Annotated in this window: 17 protein-coding genes and 5 pseudogenes; 9 read left to right on the forward strand and 13 right to left on the reverse strand. The window is 64.2% G+C overall.

The genetic code is table 11. From position 1 onward, the window contains the following. From AB0J78_RS17600 to AB0J78_RS17615, 4 genes are all read right to left on the reverse strand, one after another. Window positions 1-825 carry an ABC transporter ATP-binding protein gene (locus tag AB0J78_RS17600; protein ID WP_363790137.1) on the reverse strand — a complete coding sequence of 275 codons (825 nt, stop codon included), beginning with the start codon at window positions 823-825 and terminating at the stop codon, window positions 1-3. A gap of 35 nt (window positions 826-860) precedes the next feature. Beyond that, the gene (locus tag AB0J78_RS17605; protein WP_363790139.1) at window positions 861-1,664 is read right to left on the reverse strand and encodes an ABC transporter permease; all 804 of its coding nucleotides are present in this window, start codon (window positions 1,662-1,664) and stop codon (window positions 861-863) included. 85 nt (window positions 1,665-1,749) lie between these two features. Then, the gene (locus AB0J78_RS17610) at window positions 1,750-2,613 is read right to left on the reverse strand and encodes an ABC transporter permease (protein WP_363790141.1); all 864 of its coding nucleotides are present in this window, start codon (window positions 2,611-2,613) and stop codon (window positions 1,750-1,752) included. 119 nt (window positions 2,614-2,732) lie between these two features. After that, on the reverse strand, window positions 2,733-3,938 hold the full coding sequence (locus AB0J78_RS17615) for a histidine kinase (RefSeq protein ID WP_363790143.1): 1,206 nt from the start codon (window positions 3,936-3,938) through the stop codon (window positions 2,733-2,735). Between the two features lie 125 nt (window positions 3,939-4,063). Between AB0J78_RS17615 and AB0J78_RS17620 the strand changes: the two genes are divergently transcribed. From AB0J78_RS17620 to istB, 6 genes and pseudogenes are all read left to right on the forward strand, one after another. Then, window positions 4,064-4,498: a hypothetical protein gene (locus AB0J78_RS17620; RefSeq protein ID WP_363790145.1), complete on the forward strand. Its 435-nt coding sequence runs from the start codon at window positions 4,064-4,066 to the stop codon at window positions 4,496-4,498. Between the two features lie 686 nt (window positions 4,499-5,184). Continuing rightward, window positions 5,185-5,301: pseudogene (locus tag AB0J78_RS17625) on the forward strand (IS5/IS1182 family transposase); the annotation flags it as partial. Window positions 5,302-6,098: 797 nt separating this feature from the next. Then, entirely contained in the window at window positions 6,099-6,614 is a 516-nt protein-coding gene (locus AB0J78_RS17630; RefSeq protein WP_363790147.1) for a hypothetical protein, read from the forward strand. Then, entirely contained in the window at window positions 6,614-7,456 is an 843-nt protein-coding gene (locus AB0J78_RS17635; RefSeq protein WP_363790149.1) for an aminoglycoside phosphotransferase, read from the forward strand. Before AB0J78_RS17630 ends, AB0J78_RS17635 begins: the two co-directional genes overlap by 1 nt. A 245-nt stretch (window positions 7,457-7,701) precedes the next feature. Then, entirely contained in the window at window positions 7,702-9,000 is a 1,299-nt protein-coding gene (istA, locus tag AB0J78_RS17640) for an IS21 family transposase (RefSeq protein ID WP_363790151.1), read from the forward strand. After that, window positions 8,997-9,827, forward strand: coding sequence for an IS21-like element helper ATPase IstB (gene istB, locus AB0J78_RS17645; RefSeq protein ID WP_363790153.1), 831 nt, complete (start codon window positions 8,997-8,999; stop codon window positions 9,825-9,827). The genes istA and istB overlap by 4 nt, the downstream gene beginning before the upstream one ends. Window positions 9,828-11,812: 1,985 nt before the next feature. Here istB and AB0J78_RS17650 read toward each other — a convergent pair. From AB0J78_RS17650 to AB0J78_RS17660, 3 genes and pseudogenes are all read right to left on the reverse strand, one after another. After that, on the reverse strand, window positions 11,813-12,553 hold the full coding sequence (locus tag AB0J78_RS17650) for a DUF2252 family protein (protein ID WP_363790155.1): 741 nt from the start codon (window positions 12,551-12,553) through the stop codon (window positions 11,813-11,815). A gap of 24 nt (window positions 12,554-12,577) precedes the next feature. Further along, window positions 12,578-12,991: pseudogene (locus tag AB0J78_RS17655) on the reverse strand (DUF2252 family protein); the annotation flags it as partial. Window positions 12,992-13,233: 242 nt separating this feature from the next. Beyond that, a pseudogene (locus tag AB0J78_RS17660) lies at window positions 13,234-13,305 on the reverse strand (hypothetical protein); the annotation flags it as partial. Between the two features lie 745 nt (window positions 13,306-14,050). Here AB0J78_RS17660 and AB0J78_RS17665 point away from each other — a divergent pair. Next, a pseudogene (locus AB0J78_RS17665) lies at window positions 14,051-14,344 on the forward strand (transposase); the annotation flags it as partial. A gap of 213 nt (window positions 14,345-14,557) precedes the next feature. Here AB0J78_RS17665 and AB0J78_RS17670 read toward each other — a convergent pair. The 6 genes and pseudogenes from AB0J78_RS17670 to AB0J78_RS17695 all read right to left on the reverse strand — a co-directional run bounded on the left by AB0J78_RS17670 (window position 14,558) and on the right by AB0J78_RS17695 (window position 20,808). Next, window positions 14,558-15,346 (reverse strand): IS3 family transposase, encoded by a 789-nt coding sequence (locus AB0J78_RS17670; RefSeq protein ID WP_363790157.1) that lies wholly within the window; start codon window positions 15,344-15,346, stop codon window positions 14,558-14,560. A 78-nt stretch (window positions 15,347-15,424) separates the two neighbouring features. After that, entirely contained in the window at window positions 15,425-16,645 is a 1,221-nt protein-coding gene (locus AB0J78_RS17675) for an FAD-dependent oxidoreductase (RefSeq protein WP_363790159.1), read from the reverse strand. A 4-nt stretch (window positions 16,646-16,649) separates the two neighbouring features. Next, a complete protein-coding gene (locus AB0J78_RS17680) occupies window positions 16,650-16,841 on the reverse strand; it encodes a ferredoxin (RefSeq protein WP_363790463.1) in 192 nt (63 codons plus the stop codon). A 5-nt stretch (window positions 16,842-16,846) separates the two neighbouring features. After that, window positions 16,847-18,228: pseudogene (locus tag AB0J78_RS17685) on the reverse strand (fatty acid desaturase). Window positions 18,229-18,418: 190 nt separating this feature from the next. Next, window positions 18,419-20,164 (reverse strand): GMC family oxidoreductase, encoded by a 1,746-nt coding sequence (locus AB0J78_RS17690; protein ID WP_363790161.1) that lies wholly within the window; start codon window positions 20,162-20,164, stop codon window positions 18,419-18,421. An 11-nt stretch (window positions 20,165-20,175) separates the two neighbouring features. Continuing rightward, window positions 20,176-20,808 carry a sigma-70 family RNA polymerase sigma factor gene (locus tag AB0J78_RS17695; protein ID WP_363790163.1) on the reverse strand — a complete coding sequence of 211 codons (633 nt, stop codon included), beginning with the start codon at window positions 20,806-20,808 and terminating at the stop codon, window positions 20,176-20,178. Window positions 20,809-21,492: 684 nt separating this feature from the next. On the opposite strand from AB0J78_RS17695, the gene AB0J78_RS17700 reads away from it, so the two are divergent. Both AB0J78_RS17700 and AB0J78_RS17705 read left to right on the forward strand, forming a co-directional pair. Next, window positions 21,493-22,095, forward strand: coding sequence for a TetR family transcriptional regulator (locus AB0J78_RS17700; protein WP_363790165.1), 603 nt, complete (start codon window positions 21,493-21,495; stop codon window positions 22,093-22,095). 99 nt (window positions 22,096-22,194) lie between these two features. Further along, entirely contained in the window at window positions 22,195-22,419 is a 225-nt protein-coding gene (locus AB0J78_RS17705; protein WP_363790167.1) for a hypothetical protein, read from the forward strand. Window positions 22,420-22,763: the final 344 nt, after the last annotated feature.

A 22,763-nucleotide genomic window follows, 5' to 3' on the forward strand; every position in this document is an offset into this window, starting at 1 on the left:
TCAGTCCATCCCCAATGGACCGGCGGACTCCCCCGCCAGGAACTGCCGGACGAAGGGGTCCTCGGATTCGAATGCTTCCTCGGTCGGCCCATAATGCACGACCTTCCCCTTCCAGATCAGGCCAACGAAGTCGCTTACCTTCCGGGCGGTACGGATGTCGTGGGTGACGAGCAGGTAGGTGCCACCATGTTCGCGGTGCATGTCAAGAATTAGATCGTTGAGCAAACTCGTTCGTACCGGGTCAAGCCCCGAGTCGGGCTCATCGAAAAGGACGATGTCAGGATCGAACACCTGCGCCCGGGCATACCCAGCGCGTTTACGCATCCCGCCCGAAACCTCGCTCGGATACTTCTCCAATGCCTTTTCCAGTCCCACTTCCTTCATGCGAATCATAACAATCTCGGCGATCTCCGACTCCGACCAATCGGTGTGCTTGCGAAGCGGGAACGCAACATTGTCGAAGAGGTTCATCGATCCAAACAACGCACCGTCCTGGAACAGCACCCCGAAGCGCTTGCGAATCGCGTACCGCTCGTTTTCGCTCACCTTCCAGATGTCCTTGCCGAACACGGAGACCTCGCCGGCGTCCGGCTCGAGCAACCCGATAAGGTGCTTAATCAGGACACTCTTACCTGTCCCTGACGGCCCAAGCACGGTCGTGATCGCGTTGTCGACGAACCCAAGATTCAAGCCCTTGAGAACTTCGAAACTCCCGAACGATTTGTAGAGATCGCGCACCTCCATGGCATGTGTCGCTGTGTTCGTAAGGTCCTTCCCATCCAATCGCTGGGACTGGACGGCCAGATCAGCGCCTCTTCCTGACATGGTGCCTCCTCATGGGTGCAAAGCGGATACTCGGGCTAATTCGCGACGGGAGCATTCGGAGAAAGACCCCAGAACAACTGAGTTCCCAGGAGGCCGATAATGTGGATGAGCACCATGTTGAGCATCATCGATTTCGCGGTGTTCTTTCCTACCCCCACTGGGCCGCCGCTGGCTGTGTAGCCGTAATAGCAGCCCACGAAGACGATGATCGTCCCCATCGTCATAATCTTGGAAAGGGAGTACAAAAGATCGAGCGGGTTCTGGTAAAGCCAGAAGATGAACGAGTAACCGCCTTCGGAAACACCGCCGAGTTGCACTACAACGACGAGGTACTCGGCAAGGTACATGATGCCAAGACCAACGACATAAAGGAACGGCATCGCCAACCAGGCAGCGACAACCCTCGTACCCACGAGATAGCTGCGGGATCGGATTCCCATGACTTCCATCGCGTCAATCTCCTCCGCGATGCGCATGGACCCGATCTCGGCTACCAACCCGCATCCAACCTTTGCCGCGAAGATGTAACCCCACATGTACGGCGCCATCTCCCGGATGGCGCACCACGCGGTGAAGATCCCCGAGTAAAGCGGGGCACCAATCGTCTTAAGCGTGTAGTTCGCTTCGAGTCCGCACTGTCCCCCGATCACGAACTGCATCAGCCAGATGATCAGCCCACTGGAAAGGATCAATATTCCGGTCTGGTGAAAAATTTCCGGTATATAGAGACGCAGGGAAGGTAGGCCACGAATAATGCCACCGGAGAACCGGGCTAGATTCCCGGCTGTTTCGAACGACTGCTTCGTCTTGGCAGCTATGCTCCGGACACTGACCTCCACGCCCTGGGGGCGAGGGGGCTTCACCCCATTCTCTGACGGGGCGGAGTCTGCACCGCGGGATGAGACGGTCATTGGTCGCCCCTTCTCACTTGTAGACCTGCATATTCGGGTTAAGCCCGAGCATTGTGGTGGTGAAGACGTAGTTGAAGATCCAGATCGCAGCGAATGCGATGACCACTGCCTGGTTCACTGCCTTTCCCACACCAATCGGACCGCCTTCAGCTTTGATCCCCTTGTAACAGCACACAACGCCAATGATCAGTCCGAATAGCGTTGTCTTGAGAACGCTCCCCCACAGGTCGTGGACCGTGGCGTTCGCGAAGAAACTCGCGTAATACGCGCCATTGGTAGCACCCAGAATGGGCACGGCGGCGATCCAGCCGCCCACGACCCCGAACGCAAGCGCCACGAGGTCGAGGAGGCCAGTCATGAAGGTCACGGCAAGGATTCGCGGCAGCACCAGCGTCCTGATCGGGTCAACGCCGAGCACTTCCAGCGCGTCGATCTCTTCACGAATGCGCCGAGCGCCGAGATCGGCCGTCATCGCAGTGCCGACGACCCCCGCAACCACCATCGCGTTAATCCACGGACCGAACTCGCGGACACTCGCCATGATAAAAAACGATCCAAGCCGCTCGGGAATACCGAACAATGCGTATAGGTTCCCACCCTGCAGCCCTGGCGCGCCGAGTCCGAACGCGGTTGTGGACACGATCATCGGGAACCAGCAGAGCTTGAGGATGTCGTACATCTGATCACGCACGTCAGCCCAGTAACCGACAGGGTGACGGATGGCGCTGCGCAAGACGGTAATCAGGAGCAACGTCATCTCGCCCGCTGGTACTAGCGCGTTTTCAACGAGCCCACGCACCTGAGGCCGCCGCGCAGAGGCGCGCTTGCGCTGCCGTGGTCGGCGTGAACGCGGCGCAGCGTGGGTGGCGTCACTCATCGCGGCTCCCTCTGTGACCGGTTAACCAGACGTTTCGTCTGCGTTGCCTGATCAAGCTAGAGCCTGGCTGTGACCCGCAACATCCACGTGCGGCGGGGTTTTTCGCCCTTATTTGGGGGCTATTTGGCACCCCCAAATGGGGGTGCCAAAGCCTGGGAAACCGGAACCGACACGCTCACACGCAGGCCACCTAGTCCAGGTGCCCTGGACACCCAGAGCCGTCCGCCAATCCGCTGGGCGTCATTGGCAAGGCTTTGCAAGCCGAACGAGCTCAACTTGTGATGCACGAGATCGATCCGAACATCGCTAGGCTCGCCGACGCCGTCGTCGAGCACCTCCACGGTCCACCACGCTCGCCCGCGTCGGAGGATGACCATCGCTTGGGTGGCGTCCGCGTGCTTGGCAATGTTACCGAGCCCCTCCCGCACCGTCCGGAGCACCAGCTGCCGACTGAGCCCGACCGGGTCAGGGCCGTCCCCACGCTCCTCGAGATCCGTCGCGACGTCACAGCGCTCGAGGAAGTCGTCGAGGTGGTCCCTCACGGCATCCATCACCGAGCGGTCGGAATCGCGTGCGCGCTGCTCTCTCGCAACTTCGAACAGGGCGGCGCGCAGCTGACGCGATCCGCAATCGATTCGGTTCGAAAGCCGCTGGACCACCTCGCGAGCGTCAGGCGGCAGGTCGGTCTGAGTGAGCTCGCGGATGTCCAAACCTGCAGCGAAAAGTTGCTGTGTGACTCCATCATGGAGGTCGGCTGCGATCCTGCCGCGTTCGATCAATGCGGCTAGTTCCCTGGAGTGTTCGAAGAGCAGGGCGTTCTGGAAGGACAAAGCAGCCAGATCTGAATAATCCCGCAGAATGTTCAATTCCTGCCGTGTGGGGTCGAAATCACGGCCACCTCGGTCCATGAATGCCGCACCGAGCACTCCAAAACGGTCACTTCGCAGTGCGTTGACAACTAACGGTCCACTGACATCGAACAACTCAGCATACTTGGACGGGATCGCCTGGCTGACCTCGCTTGGTAGTACCACGACGGGCCGTGTCGCTTGCATTGCATCGGCAAAGATCGGGATAGCCTCGGGGCGCTCATCAATGGTCGCGACGTCCTGGCTCCGCACGCCGTAGCCAGCTTTCCCGACAAGCCGCCCGGTGGTCCGGTCGTAGTGGACGATCACCGCGCGGTCGTAACCAGTCGCTTCGCAAATCCCGCTCGCGATGTTCTGCAGAACCTCATCGGTCTCGGTACTTTGCAATAGCAAGCGACCGATCTCGACCAAGCGCCCGCGTGCAGCGGCGATCGCCGGGACGATCCTCTCGGACATCGCAGACTCCGCACATGTCGAGGCATGGTCGACTAACTCTCGTCGCACCCGTACCGTGGCATCCCACCTTAGCCTGATGACACCCGATTCAGCACTAGCCAGAGAACGGACCAAGGCGAGATCTCATGTCAGACGCAGGCCAAACCCAGCAAGGCGCCCCCGCCAGCGGACGACGAGGAAGCAAACACCCTGCTCCGAAGGTCGACGTCGTCGCCGCCGTGAGGGGAGCTTCCACCGGCTTCAGCGTCCTGCTGCTCGGCGGCGCGATCGCGCCACTAGTCGAGATGGCGGTTCCCATTGCCGCCCTACTGTGGCTACCGCTTGTCGCTCTGACGGCTTTCGCGGTCGCTGGCGCTCGAACCGGCAGTGCCAATTCATCCCTGCTGCAAGGCGCCATCGCAGCAGTGGGAAGCTACTTGCTGATTCTTCCGATTGTGGTCATAGTCCCGTCCGGGCGCGACGCGCTACAGATCACGATGACCCTTGTTGCAGCAGTTCTCGCAGGAAGCGTGGCAGGTCGTGTGCACCGCTGGTATCGCGACCATCGTCAGCACAGCTAACGGTCGATGAGCACTTGGTCCTGCTTCGGTTCAGGCTCGCACGTCTCGGACCAGCACGCTAACCGCACGCGGTGCGATCGCCGCTCGGGCTACGGGCCGGGCCGTCCAAAAGTTCGGACCGCCAGCCCAGGCATGCCGCGGTGCCGACCCCGGACAGGAACCTCGCTCGCTCGGCAACCTGTGCGCTCTCGCCGGGGCCTGTTTTCGCCTGCGGCGTACCGCAATTGCAGGCGAATCTGCGGGAATGCTTCATTGGGAGCACTCGTGGGCACCAAGGCAGTCCCGCGAATGCCTTGTGGTGGGCTTTCCACGCGAATGCGGTGACGAACTCGGGAAACCGCCGCTGGCGGCGTCGTCGACTCCAGCGACAGCGACAACGTTCCGGGGAAACCACGTCACGCCTCCTGAACAGCGTCATCTTGTGCGTTGCGCGGAGTCTCGCAGGAGTCGTCGGGTTCACTCGATCAAGCTCAGCGCGGGCTGGACTCTAGTTCGGAGTGGACGGTGGGGATCGATGCGACCGTGGCTCGTGGGCACCAGCATACCGCGGGGGCTGCCACGCGCCGTCGACCGACATCCCCGCGGAGCGCCTGGCGCCGATGGTGGACCGGGCTCGTCGGCGGCCGCACAGTCCGCGGCCGACACACGGGGCTGGGTCGAATGACAAGACTCCGACGCCCAAACCCGCCGATCGGGAGGCGCTGGGTCGCTCCCGCAGCGGGCTGAGCACCAAGATTCACCTGCTGGCCGACTTCCGATGCCGACCACTGGCCCGGGTCGTCACCGCCGGGCAGCACCACGACTCGGTGGCCTTCGAGCCGCTGATACGGCATATATGCGTTCGCCGATCAACTTCGCATCGGTGGTAGGTGAACACCTGGAAGGTGTTGAAGTTCATTAGGTAATGGGCACCGGCATCCGCGTCGATGTCCTCACCTCGGAGATACGAGCTCGGGCGCCTCCATTCACAGCCCAGCCCCCGGCTACTGGTCGCCCCACGGCGAGGCACTCAGACAGGGCGGACCCGCGCGGCGGGCTGACCCGGCCGGGTCGCCGATCGCTGGCGCGTCCGGCACAACCTCGTCGAGGCAGTTCTCAAGGAGATCGCCGCCCCAGCGCATGCTGAGGCGAAACCGGCCCACCACCCGGCGGAGGCAAGCGCGCCGCTACCACCCGCCAACGCTGGCAGCGAGTGCCTGAGCTGCTCGATCGCGGCGTTGGACTACTCGACGAGGGACCGGTGCGGAAATCATGGTCCGTTTGCCGCCGGATCAGGTGTCGAGGACGATGAACGTGCGCGGGCGTGCGCTCGCTGACGTTCTGTCTGGCACGCGTATGGTCGAGGCGGCGTGACACTGCGTTTCCACTTCGCTACTTGACCGAAGGCGGAGTGCGATCGTCTGTGTGGCGAGCTGCGGATCTGCCTGTAACCCGTCATGCTGGTCGACTGGCGCCGGGTTGTGCGGACCCAATGGCGGGTGCCTACCGAGCTACGACGCCTACGCCTGGGAGAGTGGTGTTCGTCCGACGCGGCCTTATCAGAGGGGCCAATCGCCCCGGTTGCGCTGAGCGCGACCGGTGGCTGTTCACCGTACCCTGGGTGGCCGAGTTCGCTGAGGAAAGGCTGACGTTCCAGGCGGTGATCTTCTTTGCCGGCGACAACGGGTCCGGCAGATTTGCTCGGCCGCCCGCGCTCCCGGAAACAGGGGGCTTCCTGCGTGCGGAGATGGCAGTTCAGAGGGCCGAGTACCTTGGCGGGGTGCCGGGTTGTTGGAGCAATGGCACGTCGGCGATGTCGCACGGGAAAGGACTTCTGGCGGTGTCGTGGGAGATGGTCGACAAGCGCGGTTTCTGCGTCATGGGTGAGCCTGAGGCGGCGCTCTCGTTGACTTCGTGCCTGCGGCTGGTCGGGCTCATGCATGAGTTAGGTGGCAGCGGCGCAGAGGTGGTGTGTCCGTCGCACTTGCCGATCTTCGCGGCCACGTCCGGTGCCGACATCGTCGAGATCGGCGAGCATGGGTTCTGGCGAGTCAAATGGGATGAACGTGATCGCCTTGACCGCTGGCGTCGCTATCTTGCCAACCCCGACCGTTTCCTGCGTCACATTGTCGTCTAATGGGCCACACTGCTGCTGAGATCGCCGAGGCCGATCGTCGTTTTGCCGATTGGATGCGCGGCAATCTCAGCCTGGCCGCCGAGCACTTGGCTGTTTCCGTGACCGGAGATCCCGTGTTCGGATGGCAGATGCGTTCCATCGGTGCGAGGGCACGCGATGATTCGGGTGGCGATCGGTGGCTTCGGGTGGTCTCGGAGTTCCCGCAGTGGGCACGCGGCCAGTTCTGGACCGGCAACGCCGACGCGAACGATCTTCCCGAGACGATCTCGCGCCCGCGCGTGCTGGGCACGTTCGAGTGGGAAGACGGGAGGTGTCAGCGCGCCGAGCTGTCCACGCTGCTTCCCGGCCATCCGTGCTCGAACACCGATATCCCGGCAACCGATGAGCCCATGCCTTTTTCTTGGTGGTCGACTTTGAAAGATACTCTCGCGACTCTCGCCGGGACGTCGACCAGTCGTGTCCATGCCGATCAGGACCAGGTCACCCGGCGCATCCGGGAGGCCTTCGGTAGCCAGGCAACCACGCACGTGGAGCGGTGGGAGACCGTCCACGGTGATCTGCACTGGAACAACGTGCTGTGTGCTGAGTTCGGGCTCTTGGGCTGGGACGGGTGGGGCCGTGGTCCGGCGGGCACCGACGCAGCGACACTACTGTGCTGCAGCTTGCTCGCTCCGGCCACATACGTCGCGGTCCTGTCACAGTTCCGCAGCGTGCTCGACACCTCGACCGGTCGCGTCGCCCAGCTCTACGCCGCCGCGCGACTACTGCACCGGGCGGAGAGGGACCAGCACCACGAGGCCGTCCGAGCATTGCGGATTCACGGTCGCTTGCTCGCCGAGTAGCGGCCCGCAGCTCGGGAGGCCGGCAGCGCCTGGTCGCCGGGCAAACACTCTCCGCGTACCGGGTCAGGTGCTATACGAGGGCGCTTCGTCGGTGAACGACGTCTCTCAAAAGAGGGTGGGCGGGTGCCCCCAACGTCACTCGCCCTCCTTTTCGAATCCTGGCAAGCCCCCACACTGTCGACGGCGGTTGAAGACTGAGCAGAAGTCGACGGGCGAAAACTGAGCACCCGTCTTCTGCTTGGGGTGTGATTAGCATGGAGGACTGGGCCGAGATCCGTCGGCTGCACCATTCAGAGGGTCTGTCGAAGGCCGCGATCGCCCGGCGGCTCGGGATCGCACGTAACACGGGGGCCAGTGCTCTGGCCGCGGACCGGCCGCCGAAATACCAGCGCAAACCCCCCGGTTCGATCGTTGATGCGGTCGAACCGCAGGTCAGGGCGTTGTTGGCGGAGTATCCGCGGATGCCGGCCACGGTGATCGCTGAACGTATCGGCTGGAATCGGTCGATGACCGTGCTCAAAGAACGCATCCGGCAGCTGCGTCCGCTGTTCACGCCGCCGGACCCGGCCGACCGGATCACCTACCAGCCTGGCGAGTTGGCTCAGTGTGATCTGTGGTTCCCGCCGACTGCGATCCCGGTCGGTGGCGGGCTCGCGAGGATCTTGCCGGTGCTGGCGATGACCTGCGGATACTCCCGGATCACCGACGCCGTGATGATCCCATCTCGTAAAGCCGGCGACATCCTGGCCGGCATGTGGGAGATCGTGGAGGGCTGGGGACGCTGTCCCCGCACCCTGGTCTGGGATCGTGAGGCCGCGATCGGCGGCACCGGCCGGCCCTCCAGCGAGGCCGCGGCGTTCGCCGGAACACTGGGGATCAGGATCAAACTCGCCCCGCCCCGAGATCCGGAGTCCAAAGGCCTGGTCGAGCGGCGCAACGGCTATCTCGAGACCTCGTTTCTGCCCGGCCGGGTCTTCACCTCCCCGCTGGACTTCAACACCCAGATCAGCCGGTGGCTCGGCGAGATCGCCAATCTCAGGCACGTGCGGGCGATCGGGGCCAGCCCGGCGCAGCGGTGGGAGACCGACCGGGCCGCGATGGTCGACCTGCCACCGTTGGCTCCGGCGGTCGGGCTGACCGGGCGGGTCCGCCTCGCACGGGACTATTACATCCGCATCGATGGCAACGACTACTCGGTGGATCCCCGGGTGATGGGCCGGTTCGTCGACTGGGTCGCCTCACCGGTGCTGATCGCGGTGACCTGCGGCGATCAGATCGTGGCCACCCACCAGCGGGTCTGGACCACCGGCGCCACAGTCACCGACCCCACCCACCAGGCCACCGCGAAAATCCTGCGCGCCGAGTTGGCCAACCAGCGCGACAAGCCGCGAAACACCACCCGCACTCACCCGGACGGGCACGTGGTCGCCCTCCGCGCGTTGCCCGACTACGACGCCCTGTTCAACGTCGATTTCAACTCCTCACACAGCACCGACGAGCACGCGGGAACCGAGCCCGCGCCCACGGAAGGAACGCTGGGATGAGCACCACGAACACGAACGGCAAACGCGCCAAAACCACCGCCACGGCACCGGTTCCAGAGGCTCCCGAGGGATTGGAGGGCAAACTCGCCTACCTGACCAGGGTCTTGAAAACCCCCACGATCGGGCGGGTCTGGGAAGCCCTCGCGGCCACCGCACGAGAATCCAACTGGTCACACGAGGAATACCTGACCGCCGTTCTGGAACGCCAGGTCGCCGACCGGGAGTCCGCCGGGAACGCGATGCGGATCCGCACTGCACACTTTCCGCAGGTCAAAACCCTCGAAGACTTCAACCTCGACCACCTGCCCTCGCTGCGCAAGGACGTGCTGGCGCATCTGGCGACCGCGACATTCGTGCCCAAAACCGAGAACGTGATCCTGCTCGGCCCACCCGGGATCGGCAAAACCCACCTCGCCATCGGACTCGGGATCAAGGCCGCCCAGGCCGGTTACAGCGTCTTGTTCGACACCGCCACGAAATGGATCGACCGTCTCGCCCGCGCACACCACGCCGGACAGCTTGAAGGCGAGTTGAAAAAGATCCGCCGCTACCGACTGATCATCATCGACGAAGTCGGCTACATCCCATTCGACCAGGACGCGGCCAACCTGTTCTTCCAGCTCGTCGCCTCACGCTATGAACAAGCCTCGATCATGGTCACCTCGAACCTGCCATTCGGCCGCTGGGGCGAAACCTTCTCCGACGACGTCGTCGCCGCAGCCATGATCGACCGCCTCGTCCACCACGCCGAAGTCCTCACCCTCTCCGGCGACTCCTACCGCACCCGAGCCCGCCGAGAACTCCTAGCCAAAGACCGCGACAAATGACCACACAAGTGCTCAACTTTCAGACGTCGAATCCTGCTCAATTTTCGCCCGTCGTTGACACCACACCTCACCAATCATCGCTGTCGCTGTTCTCCCAGGTCAGAGAAGACCTACGACTCACATACTCCGGTTTACTGGTCAGTCGCGGCATGGAACGAAACGCCGCGATGGAGAGGCCGTGTCAAGGCTGAGAGGAAGCCGTTCGGCCGCTCAGTCGGCGATCACGCTGGTCGGCTAGAGTCATCGGCGCCACGATCCCCCTCCGTGGCTTGCGGTACCCCGGCTTGGCCGCCCTCCCATCGAGCCGGGCGCCGAATAGAAGATCGCCCCCGCAACGCGGTCGACGACCGGTGAGATGCGGGGGGCAGTTTCTCATCCCCGCAGCGCTTGCCGTGGTCTCCGGTGCGCCCCTGTCGAAGCTGACCCCGGGGGCAGCTGGGTGGCTGTTGCCGCCTAGCACGATGCGCGGCACAACACGGGGGCGGGTACGGTTCCGCGGTGAGCAGCGCTGCATTGGTGGTGCCGAGGATCAGCGGTACAACGAGCGGCTGCTCGGGTGTATCGTAGCGCTATTCCAGCCGGGCAAGAACCAGTTTCCCCGCGTGGGCAGGTCGTCAACGACATGGCCGAGATAGCCTTGAGTCCACAGCTGATAGCCGCGCTGCACCCGCTGCTGTTTCGGCGTGGGGCGCCTTCTCATTCTTCTTCCTACCCGACGAGTAAGCCGCGCCGCTTGCATTGCATACAGGGCATGCCGTTCGCGGTGTGCCCTACGTGGTGGAAGGGGATCTCAAGGCCGCACAAGGTGCGGTAAGCACCGGCCACGGGTACCGCGAAGTGCACTACGCGAAAGGCCTCGCCGACGAGGCCTCCGCGGTATTGGACCGCGGCCCTAGATGGGCTTTCCCTGGGCGCCTCACCGCCGTACCACGACCCTGACGTGTCATCCATTCGGTGCAGCCACCCCACATCATCACGAGGGTCACGAACCTTCCCCTGAACAGGTTTCCCGCACCCCCTGGTCGCGCGCATAAGTAAATCAGACCCCCGGGAGCGGGCCGGTCCTGGCTAGCCCTTCACCTTTCGATCGGCATCAGCACTCTCCCTGGTCCAGTGACGCCGCTTCGCAGCAGGTCTCACAAAACCCATGTGAAGATCCTTCGGAACCAACGGGGAGTAGTGTCACCGCCGCCATGAATCATCCCTCCTTGTGGCAGTGGAGACGCCCAGTTTCATCCCCTGCTGAGCGTCAAACAAAAGCCCCTGCGCACCGCTTGGTACGCGGGGGCTTTTTTATGTCTTCTCTTCCTGGTTGCAATCGTTGGAATATTCCAAATACTTAGCTGACCTGGGGGTCCAGCGGGACCGCCCACATAGCAGGAGCACGTCGGAATTGCGTTGCCGCAGCCCAGGCATCTCGGGAAGCCTCATAAGCTGCTGTGCCGCAGTCGCCGACCTGGCTGTGACCGACGCAGTTCGACGGCGCTTCGGTCTTCGCAAGGCGACCCATCGGCTGATGCTGGAGCCGGCGGAGTTCACTCGGACTTGACCGCCAAGCATGACTGCTGCGCGGACCAGCATGTCTATACCAGACCATGACAACCGTAACCGGCCGGAACACCGCCGAAGTGGACCGGCGGCGAAGCAATTTTCCCCGGTCCTCCCATACGGAGAGCTCGCTTCCAGAACACTTTGCCAATTGGAAGCAGAATCAACCGGAAACGGCTCTACCACTTTCGATGGAGGCATTCCAGTTTCGCAAGTGTCAGCGACGGAGGGCCATCGGCTCGCGCAGTCGTGACTGACCTCTGGGGGCGCAGCCCAGGGCTCGCCCGGGCTGCGCCCCCACCCTCAGGGTGGAACACCATCGCGAGGAAAGACGATCGGCATCATGGCGGCCCCTGCACGTCGTGGCATCCTGCATGTCGCGACTCACCCCGCCTGAGACCAAGTGGCAGGACGGCCGAGCCGCAGCCCGACATCACTCAGCTGCTGGGTGCGGTGGCGGCCAGGTAGCCGATTTCACCGATGCGGAATGCATCGACGAACAAGCGATAGCCATCGCGGACCACTTCGGCGTAGTGCAGAGCGAAGTCAGAGAGCCACGAGGCGAACTCCGCTTCGCGCCCTCCCACGACCTGCATGATCGCGGCCTCCGTCTGGAACGGAACCAGCTGGGTGTCCGACTGGGCATCCGCAACGTAGTGCACCTTGGCCATTGCCCGCCCCAGGGAATCCAGGAGCGGGAAGATGTCCTCTGGCTCAGTCAGGTCTACCCAGTCCAGGTCAGACTCATACGGGGAAAGTTCATCGACTACGTAGCCCACACCGTCGATCTCGGTGTACCCCAGCAACGGGTCAGCATGGGCCTGCAGCGCCCGCTGCGACAGCGCGGTGCGATGGCCGTGGTGCAGGAAGTAGTCTCGGATGTGCTCATCGGTGACGACCCGCGACGGTGCAGCCACGTTGCCCTGCTTCATCGACAGGACGATGTCGATCTCCAGGGCTTCGGTCGGCCCCTCGATGAGGACGTTGTACGCGGGCACCCCCGCACTCCCGATGCCGAACCCACTCTTGCCGACAACATCCTTCACCTTGTAGGCGACGTCGCGCATTCGGTTCTCCTGCGGGATGGTTTCCAAAGTGCTGGAACGCCGCTTCGACCTTCTCGCGTTCCTTGGCACCGAGCCGACGCACTCCGCCGCCTTCGCGGAAACGCCTGTCATAACCCTGAATCTCGGTCATCCTGTTCAACAGCGCCGTCCGGCTGCACAAACGCGTCTGCTGCAACAGCTCGTGGACGGCTCCCCAGCAGTTCCCATCCGCAGTGAGTACTCCGAATCCCCTTCCTTCTTGGAAATGGTCCTTACTTGGTCCAAATACGGTGATGCTGCTTGCTTCACGGAGGCGGCGATGTCGTCATCGGGCAATGCCTTGCTCCACCCCAGCAGCGCGATGCTGGCCGCGAAACGCTGCACGTCCCAGGTGAAATGCCCGAGGTATGCCTCATCGAAGTCGTTGACGTCGAACACCAGGACCCCAGAACCATCCATGTACATTCCGAAGTTCTGGGCATGCATGTCCCCCTGGATCCACACCCTGCTGGTCCGCTCGTCCGCCCAAGGATCGGCCAAGCGCACTACATCCCCGTAGAACAGGCACGCACCGCCCCGGTAGACCGGCGCCGGGCAGCTGTGCGACTTCGTGGATTGCGCTGTCGGCGGTCAGCCGGCCATCCGACGGATGGAGTGGACCTCGCCGATGTCCTGGTATTTCTCGACCTTGACGTCCTGGCCCTCGGTCGGTGCGCGCACGACGTTGCCGCCGCCGATGTAGATCCGTTGTGGCTGGCCGAGCTGTAGTAGAAGATCACGTCCCCTGGCTTGAGGTCGTCGTCGGAAACGCTCGTGCCCGCCGATACCTGCGAGCGGGTCGAAGACGGCAGGGACTTGCCCGCCTGTTGGTAGGACCGCTGCACCAGGCCAACCCAATGGTCACGAGTAGAGCCCTTGGGCAATCATTTCTCTTGCGACATAAACTCCCGGCCGACAGCGCCTTGTCGTACCGCGCAGTACTGGCGCGCGCGACGCAGGACGCGATCTGGCGCCGAACCACGGCCGCCCAAGAACTTTGGTCGCTACTGCGCGAGTACAACGCCGGCTTCCTCGAGGCGTTCGTCAGCACAGTGCACACCAACTCGCCAAGGCCGAGGCTCGTGTCGTCCTCGCAATCGCCCAGACGCCGCAGCAGGGCGCAAAACTGACCAAGCCCCGTATCATCGCGGCTTTGCGGCGGGCAGGGCGCCAACGGCACTGGACCAGACTACGGCTCGGATCAGAGACGCCCTGCATCGTCCACAACTGCGGCAGCCGGAACTGGCGGGGAAGCCATAAGCCGCAACGCCGCGCAGTTGACCACATTAGACACCGAATGCGGTCAACGCCGACGAACTAGCTGATGCCGCGAACGAGGATTTCAGCCGCATCCCGACCACGACATCATCACCCTGTTTCCCTGGACTGGGCGAAGCTACCGGCGCACGGCTGTTCGCCGAAACCGGAGTTGATCGCGTCCGGCCTAACGGCGTTCGCCGGCGCCGCGCGAGTGACACGCGTTTCCGGACGCAACATCTCCATCACGCATCACCGTGTGAAGAACGATCGGCTCGCCGCAGGGGACTGTCGGGTCGATCAGTGTAAGAGGCACTAACAGAATGATCTTGGATGTGGTTTGATCTTGAGGTCGTTGGATCGTCTGGTTGGGGTTGGCCTTGGCGCAATCACAGGCCTTAGGAGGTCGAGGACGGGCTCTGGGCCCGGATCGAGCCGCTGTTGCCGGTGGTCGAGCGGCGGTTTCGCAACCCTAGTCGCAAGCGGCTGGACGACCGCAAGGCACTGTGCGGGATCTTGTTCGTGCTGTACACGGGCATGCCATGGGAGTTCCTTCCGTAGGAACTCGGGTACAGCTCGGGCATGACCTCCTGGCGACGGATGTGGGACTGGACCGAAGCCGGCATGTGCAACAGTTGCACGAGGCGCTTTCTGGCCGAGCTGAATGCAGCCGGGCTGATCGACTGGTCACGTGGAACGAGACAACCATGTACGTCGACCTGGAAGAGACGTTCGCCGAGCTCGCGCGGCTGTTGTGTCCGGGCGGCCGCTACGTCTGCGTCACCTGGTGTGCGTACCATGCCGTAGCCACCCACAGCGTATTCAGGCCATCGACAGGAACTATGTCTGCCATATACACCACCGCGGCGCGTACTTTCGCACTCTCGTCCCGAATGGCTGGTTCCTGTCATGATGCAGGACCTCACCGCCGACGCGGGTGGGATGTTCGGTGATGTCGGTGACCCACAACTCATTGGTCGAGAGTCGGTGGACCTTCCGATGGACGAGAGCATCCGCTGGAGCAACACCTTTCAACCGCTTGATCTTGACCGGGCCTGGAAGATCAACGATACCCGCGAGCCGCATCAGTTCGCCGACCAAGTTCACACTGACCACGATGCCCATTCCGCGTGTCAGTTCGGCGTGCACGCGACGGGACCCGTGGGTCTTGCATGAGGCGTCGTGGACCTCCCGAATCAAGCCGGTCAGACACTGACGACGCATCATCGTCGGCGACATCGGCCGGTTCTTGTACTGGTAATAGCCGGGGCTGCTGACCCCGAGCACGCGGCAGCAGACCTTGACCGGATGTCCACGTCGACGAGAGAATCGATCACCGGATGAACCCTTGTGGGGCGGGACAATGTTTCCGAGTAATTTGACGGCTTTGCGGAGGATCTCGACTTCAGCCTCGAGTTTCCGGATGCTCCTGTTCGCCTTCGTCAGCTCGGCACTATCGTGCGTGGTGTTCCCGGAGCGCTCGCCGGGGTCGATCTGGTCCCGCCCGGAGCCAGTTGTGCAGGCACCGGCGTTGATGTCCAGCTCCGTGGCGACGGTAGTGATCGATTTCCCGGCACGAACGAGCGCGACGGCCCGATAGCGGAACTCCGGTGGATACGGTCGGGGCATAGATAGCAGCCTCGCAGCAAGACCCGCTTTTCACGCCGAAACGGGCACGAAACCCCTGGGGCAGGCCAAGGCGTCAACCTAATCCTCAGCAGCCCCTCTTCGCCTCGCGAAGGCCAGGGCTTCGGCCCAGTCGTCGCGGCCGGCGATCCGGCGGCGGAATTTCATGATGTCCCCGGGGCGATCCACCGTCAGCGCCCCGGCGAGCCGGTCGCCGCGCCGGTACAGAACGAGCAGTCCCTGTTGGGCAGGACTGATCACGCGCACCTCGTCGGCTCGCGCTGTTCCGGCGAACTGGATGCGGTGTCCGTACCAGTCGGACCAGAAGTAGGGGACCGGAGCGTGCGGTGTTGCCGTTGCTGGGTCGAGCGCGTGGCGGGCGGCCACCGCTGCCTGCTCGGCGGCGGTGGTCCAGTGCTCGAGGCGCATGAGGTCGTCGTCGAAGAGCGGGTTCACCGCGTGCGCTACGTCCCCGGCTGCGTACACGCCCGGGGCTCCGGCCCAGAGCGTGGAGTCGCAGAGCACACCGCCGTCGTGCTCGTGCAGCCGAAGGCCGCTGTCGCCCAGCCACGTGGTGGCGGGGGTGACTCCGATGCCCGCCACGACCAGGTCCGCTGACAGGACGGTCCCATCGTCAAGACGCACACCGGTGACTGGGCCGTGGTTCGATTCGATCCCCGTCACCGTGCGACCGAGGCGGAGATCGGTGCCGTGCGCTCGGTGCAGGTCCGCGCACACGGCACCCACGTCCCGGCCGAGCGCGGCCGAAAGCGGCAGGTCGGAGGCCTCCACGAGGGTGACGGGCAGACCTCGTTTCCGCGCGGCGGAGGCGACCTCCGAACCGATGAACCCGGCGCCCACGACCACGGTGCGGGCGCCGGATTCGAGCGCGGACCGGATCGCCACGGCATCCTCGACGGTGCGCAGCTGATGCACACCCGCGATCGCGCCGGCTCCGGGCAGGGCGCGTGGTGTCGCTCCGGTGGCGATGATCAGTCCGTCGTAGGGCACCGCGCGATCGGCGGTGCGGACTTCCCGAGCCGCCGTATCCAGGGCGGTGGCCGGAGCTCCGAGCCGCAGCTCGACCCCGAGCCCGTCGCGCAGCTCGTCCTCGCTGTGGAAGGACGGGGGAGAGCCGTCGTGGCCGGCGTCGAGGAACGACTTGGACAGTGGTGGCCTGTCGTAGGGCACGTGTTCCTCGGCGCCGATCAGGGTGATCCGGCCGGTGAATCCGCTTCGGCGGGCGGACTGCACCGCGCGCAGTCCTGCCAGTGAGGCGCCGACGACGACGAGACGCTCCAAGGCTCTACCCCTTCAGCGTGAGTGCCAGCACGGGGCAGGCGTCCACGGCGGCGGACACCGTCTGGCGGTGTTCGTCGCCCGGGTGCTCGTCCAGGACGACCATGCTGCCGTCGTCCTGGACCTCGAAGAACTCGTGCGCCATGGCCTCGCACATGCCCAGACCCTCGCACTTGGATCGATCGACGACGATCTCCATCAGGTTCACTCACCCTCTCCGGCTTCGAAATCGACCTTCTCGCGCACGCCGCAGTCGGGGCAGCACCAGTCGTCTGGGACATCGGCCCATGCGGTGCCGGCGGGGAATCCCTCGCGTGGGTCGCCGGTTGCTTCGTCGTAGGTGTAGTCACAACCCGGGCAGCGGTACCGACTCATGCCGCCTCCTCGGACGCTGCGGGGGCGGGGTACCGCGCGAGCACCTTCGCTCGTTTCCGCGGGGCGATGTTCGCCCGGCTCATGTCTCCCCCGAAGTGCGCAGCCACCCGCGGGTCCATGACCCGTCGCCAGATCACGGGCACGATCGCGATCAAGATCATCCCGGCGTATCCGGTCGGCAGGACCGGGGATTCCTCGTAGTCGCGCAGGGTCTGGTATCGGCGCGTGGGGTTGGCGTGGTGGTCGCTGTGCCGCTGCAGGTGGTAGAGCAGCACGTTGGTGGCGATGTTGTTGGAATTCCAGCTGTGGCTTGGCAAGACCCGCTCATATCGGCCGGTGCCGTCGGGACCGGTCCGCTGGCGCAGCATCCCGTAGTGCTCCATGTAGTTGACCACCTCGAGCAGCGAGAAGCCGACCACCGCCTGAACGAGCAGGTACGGCAGGATTCCGATGCCCAGCCAGACCAGCAGCACGCCCCACAGCACCGCCGACATCACCCAGGCGTTGAGCACATCGTTGCCGATGCGGAACGGGTGCTGGCCACGTCGCGCGTAGCGCTTCTTCTCCAGGTGCCACGCGCTGGTCAGCGACCCCCACACGGTGCGCGGCCAGAACCGGTAGAAGTTCTCGCCCACGCGGGCGCTAGCCGGATCCTCCGGTGTCGCCACGCGCACGTGGTGACCGCGGTTGTGCTCGATGTAGAAGTGACCGTAGAAGCTCTGCGCCAAGGCGATCTTGGACAGCCACCGCTCGTGGCTCTCCTTCTTGTGCCCCAGTTCGTGAGCCGTGTTGATGCCGATGCCGCCGATGCAGCCGACCGTGACCGCCAGCCCGATCTTGTCCACCACCGAGAGGTCACCGCGGGCGATCAGCCACAACGCCGCGACGAACCCCGCGTACTGGATCGGCAAGTACAGGAAGGTGATCCAGCGGTAGTACTTGTCGTTCTCAAGCGCCTCGATCACGTCGTCCGGCGGGTTGGAGCGATCGAGTCCGGCCAGCAGGTCCACCGCCGGCACGATCACCAGGAGCACGACGGGCCCGATCCAGAACCACGCCCCCTGCCCGGTCAGCGCGTGGGCTCCCATCGCCGCGAAGGCGAGCGAGGGCATGACCAGCCCCATGAGCCACAGATAGCGCTTCTTGTCCTTCCACCGCTCGGTCGAGCCGGCGGGCACTGTCCCACTGACGTTTGCTGCGGCAGTAGCCACTGCAACCTCCTCACTGCTGAGAATCGGTTGACAGAACCGTAAATGTGTAAAGTGACACTTGGCAATAGGGAAAATTTGTAAAGCTGCTCGTGCGGCGACGTGCGCGCAGCGGGAAGTGGTGCCGCAGCTTCGCGCTGCGCTGCTGGTTCGGATCGCCGACGACATCTGGTGAGCCCTTGCAGGGCACCGCCTACGGGCTTCGACGAGCGACAGACGTCTCACCGTCCAGGTCGGGACGGTGGGGCCAGGGCAGATCGAGAGCCGCCGGTGCGGAGGGCGGCACCAGAGGCTGGTGGGGAGCGATCGGCGCAAGCCGCTGGTAGGGCCGACCCAGCGGCGGGCGCGGGTCCGGTTCGCCGCGGTTGGGCCAGAAGGCCATCGCGCGTTCGGCCTGGGCGGTGATGGTCAGCGAAGGGTTCACGCCAAGGTTGGCGGTGACGGCTGAGCCGTCGATCACGTGCAGCCCGGAATGCCCGTAAAGGCGCTGGTACGCGTCGATCACCCCGCTTTCGGGGCTGGAGCCGATGACGCAGCCACCGATGAAGTGCGCTGTCATCGGCATGTTGAGCACATCGCCCCACGTGCCACCGGGAATCCCGTTGATCTTCGTCGCCACGCGGCGGGCGGTCTCATGGCCTGCCGGGATCCAGGTCGGATTGGGGGCTCCGTGGCCCGGGCGCGAGGTGAGTGTGGAACGGCCGAACCTGCCCTTCTTGCTGACGATGTCGAGGGAGTTGTCGAGCTTCTGCATGACCAGAAGGATGATCGTCTTCTCCGACCAGCGGCGCGGGGAGAAGAACGTGAAGCTGCGCGGGTGCAGCACCATGGTCAGCAGCCAGGTCAGCCAACGCGGGATGCGCTTGCCGCCATCGGTGAGCGCGGTTTGCAGGAGGCCCATGGCATTGCTGCCCTTGCCGTAGCGCACGGGCTCGATGTGCGTGTCGTCGTCCGGGTGGAACGAGGAGGTGATCGCCACACCGCTGGTGTAGTCAGCCGCTGAGCTGCGGCTCTTGACTCCGAGGATGGCCTCGGAGTTGGTGCGCGTCAGCGTGCCCAACCGAGAAGACAGGTGCGGCAGGGTGCCCTCGTCGCGGAGGTGGTGCAGCAACTTCTGAGTGTTGTAGGTGCCGGCGGCGAATACGACCTGTTCGGCGGTGAAGGTGGTGCGGTTGCTCTCCCGGCGTGCGTTGCGCCCGGTTCGCACGGTGTCGACCGCATATCCGCCCATGCTCAGGGGCCGCACTGCGGTGACCGTGGTCAGCGAGCGAATGTGGGCACCGCCCTTCTCGGCCAGGTACAGGTAGTTCTTGTCGAGCGTGTTCTTGGCGTTGTAGCGACAACCGGTCATGCAGGAGCCGCAGCGAATGCAGGTGCGTCGCGACGGGCCGGTTCCGCCGAAGAACGGGTCTGCAACGTCGGTTCCGGGTGAGGTGTGCGGACCGCCGAAGAAGACGCCGACCGGCGTGGAGTGGAAGGTCTTCCCCACGCCCATCTCGTCGGCGACCTCCTTGAGAACGTGGTCGGCGTCGGTGCGGTCGGGATTGGTTTCGACCCCGAGCATGGCTTTGGCCTGCCGGTAGTAGGGGGCCAGTTCGGCGCGCCAGTCGGTGATGTGGGACCACTGCGCGTCAGCGTAGAAGGCGTCGAGCGGTTCGTAGAGCGTGTTGGCGTATACGAGAGAACCACCGCCGACTCCCGAGGCCGCGAGAATCACCGCGTCCTTGACCACGTGGATGCGTTGCATCCCGTAGCAGCCGAGTTTCGGCGCCCACAAGAACCCGCGCAGGTCCCAGGAAGACGTGGGGTAGCTCTCTTCGGTGTAGCGCCGGCCCGCCTCGAGAACACCGACCCGGTAACCCTTCTCGGTCAGGCGCAAGGCGGTCACCGACCCACCGAAGCCTGAGCCGATGACCAGAACATCGTAGTCGTGGTGCATCTGTGGTCCTTTCATCGCTCGTCGTGCTTCGACCGCTCGCGATCCGGTTCCGCAGGGTCGGCTCGTTCACGACCGAAGAGGGCGGCGAGGCGGCGGATGGCGCGGTGTTGGAGGGCTTTGACCGCGTTGATATCGCGATTCATGGCTGTTGCGGTCTCGGCGAGTGAGAAGTCGTGGAAGAACCGCAGCAGCAGGCACTTCCGCTGTTCCGCGGTAAGGTGCGCCAGAGCCTCCTGCAGCCGGTGCGCTTCGTCGGCGTGCACGACGATGCTTTCCGGGTTGGCGTGCGCGACTTGGGTGCTGGCGGTGTCGTGATCGAGGAGTTCGTTGCGGTAGCGGGCGGATTTGAGCTGGTCGCGGATCAGATTGGCGGCGATGGTGGTGAGCCAGGCGCCGACGTCGCGGCCCTGGTAGGTCACGGTGTGCAGACTTCGCAGCGCGCGCAGAAAGGTCTCGCTGGCCAGGTCCTCGGCCACGGCCTGGTTGCGGAGACGGGCCCGCAGGTAGCGGTACAGCCCTGGTGCGTAGGTCCGGTAGAGGGTGGCGAAAGCACCACGATCGCCGGCCTGTGCGGCAGTCACGAGCTGCCAGGAGGCGCTGCTCCTCGGGGAAGCGATGCCTGTGGGAGGAGTTGGTGTGCTCATATGGTCGTCGCGAGTGCGTTACGGCAGGTGAGGTCGCGGAAGGCGCTGAGGCATGACGGCTAGGCCTCCTGGTCTCGTGCAATCCCTGGATCGCGCCGGTCGTCGCGTGGGGAACGAGAAGTGCTTCGGCGGCCGTGCCTCCGGTCGCTGGTGACCAGATCGCGCAGCGCCCCAATGATCCAGCCGATCAAGGGGATCAGGGCCGGACTGACCATGAACAGCATAAGAGGGAGTAGCATGCTGAGTAGTTGGGCCATGCCGTTGGTCATGGTGCGCCCCGTTCTTGCCATGTCGTGCACGGTGGATGGGCTGAGTGGTTGAAAGAGTTTTGCGCTGCGAAGTCGGCAGCTGGATCAGTGGGATGAGCAGCTGAATCACACGGACAGCCTTGGCGCCCGGACGTGACGTACGGCGGCCGATGCGGTGGGCTCGCATCCGCCGATGCACCGCGGCTTCACATGCGGTCAGTGCCCGTCTTTCGCGCGACCCGCTCGCCTCGGCCATGGAGATTGGCCCTTGCTGCAGCCCATCTCTGTCCCGGGAAGCGCTGGTCGCGCTTCCCACGGTTTGACGCTAGGAGGCGGCGGACTCGTCACATGAACGGAATCGGTGTGCACACATTACACAAAAGTTCCGAGAATGTGAAGCACAGTGGCAGCGTGATCGCCCCTGTATAGTCGGGGCGTGAGTGACCAGGGGTTTCACGCGGAGGTGCGGGCCCTCCTCCGCGACCGACTACTCGATGCGACCTTCGAGCTGACCTGCTCCCATGGCTGGCAAGCCGTGACCATGGGGCGCATCGCCGAGCGGGTCGGGGTGAGTCGCAAGAGCGTCTACAACGAGATCGGCACCAAGAACGAGCTGGGAGTGGCCCTCATCGCCCGTGAGGCCGAGCGCTTTCTCGCCGGAGTCTCCGCCCAACTGCAGGCCCATCCGGGCGAGCCGGGTCGTGGCCTGCCCGCCGCCACGGAGTTCGTGCTGCGCACGGCTTCCGACAATCCACTCGTCAAAGCTGTCGTCCTCGGCGCCCCCGGCGGCAGCAACGATCTCCTGCCCCTGCTCACGACCCACCCTGAACCGGTCCTGCGGCCCGCCCTGACCCGCATCCAAGCCGACGCCGCCGTCCTCTACCCGCAGCTTCCCCAGGACACGCGCGAGTGGCTGATCGAAGTGTTCGTACGCCTCACGCTCAGCCATCTCACTCAACCCGTTGGCCCCGTAGAGTATGCCATCGCTCAAATCCGAACCCTCGTCGCCAGCGTCACTCCGGGGGGGACTTTGTATTGAACCGCTCTGGTGCTACCGCATCAGGGACCGTAAGCGCTGGCGCAAGTTCCTCGCCTTCTGCAGAGCCCTCCGCTAGCTGACCCAGAGGGAGACTCTGCCTTGTGCCGGACACTTCGGCCCTCACACAAGCACCCTGCCGTCCGCTCCTGGCGCCAGGCCAACGACATCGAGTTGGTCTTCACCCCGACCAACGCCTCCTGGCTGAACTGCATCGAAGCCAAGTTCGCGGCCTTGCGCTACTTCGCCCTGGGCGGCGACGACCACCGCAGCCACCCGAACAAGACCGGGCCATCGCCGACTGCACTAGCCAGTGTGACGTCGTAGCGCACAACTTCTGTTCACGGTCGTGTCGATCTTGATCGAGTTGAGCAGGTCGATCGTCCATGCTATTTGAGCCTGGTCGAGCGTGAGTAGTTGCGCGAGCTGCGCAAAAGCGTGATGTCGATCCAAAAGTTCCGGCAGTGTTGGTGCGGGACCCGTCCACGATCATCCGCGAGTTGCGCCAGAACACCGTCACCCGCGCAGCTACAGGCCTCATACCGCCCGCCGGGCCACACAGTGGCCCGGCGGGAACGGCCGAAGCAACAGAAGCTATTGAAGGTAGCGAGTCACGCGACTACGTGCAGGCCCGCCTGCATGAGAAGTGGCCCCCGGAACAGATCAGTCAC

Source organism: Saccharopolyspora sp. NPDC049426 (genome assembly GCF_040676935.1).
GTDB lineage: Bacteria > Actinomycetota > Actinomycetes > Mycobacteriales > Pseudonocardiaceae > Saccharopolyspora.

Bases quoted from the DNA above. Each gene is read 5' to 3' on its own strand.
- AB0J78_RS17600 (WP_363790137.1), bottom strand. From the start codon at position 825: ATGTCAGGAAGAGGCGCTGATCTGGCCGTCCAGTCCCAGCGATTGGAT.
- AB0J78_RS17635 (WP_363790149.1), top strand. From the start codon at position 6,614: ATGGGCCACACTGCTGCTGAGATCGCCGAGGCCGATCGTCGTTTTGCC.
- AB0J78_RS17680 (WP_363790463.1), bottom strand. From the start codon at position 16,841: ATGGAGATCGTCGTCGATCGATCCAAGTGCGAGGGTCTGGGCATGTGC.
- AB0J78_RS17620 (WP_363790145.1), top strand. From the start codon at position 4,064: ATGTCAGACGCAGGCCAAACCCAGCAAGGCGCCCCCGCCAGCGGACGA.
- AB0J78_RS17670 (WP_363790157.1), bottom strand. From the start codon at position 15,346: ATGCCCCGACCGTATCCACCGGAGTTCCGCTATCGGGCCGTCGCGCTC.
- AB0J78_RS17615 (WP_363790143.1), bottom strand. From the start codon at position 3,938: ATGTCCGAGAGGATCGTCCCGGCGATCGCCGCTGCACGCGGGCGCTTG.
- AB0J78_RS17610 (WP_363790141.1), bottom strand. From the start codon at position 2,613: ATGAGTGACGCCACCCACGCTGCGCCGCGTTCACGCCGACCACGGCAG.
- istB (WP_363790153.1), top strand. From the start codon at position 8,997: ATGAGCACCACGAACACGAACGGCAAACGCGCCAAAACCACCGCCACG.
- AB0J78_RS17690 (WP_363790161.1), bottom strand. From the start codon at position 20,164: ATGCACCACGACTACGATGTTCTGGTCATCGGCTCAGGCTTCGGTGGG.
- AB0J78_RS17650 (WP_363790155.1), bottom strand. From the start codon at position 12,553: ATGACAGGCGTTTCCGCGAAGGCGGCGGAGTGCGTCGGCTCGGTGCCA.
- AB0J78_RS17695 (WP_363790163.1), bottom strand. From the start codon at position 20,808: ATGAGCACACCAACTCCTCCCACAGGCATCGCTTCCCCGAGGAGCAGC.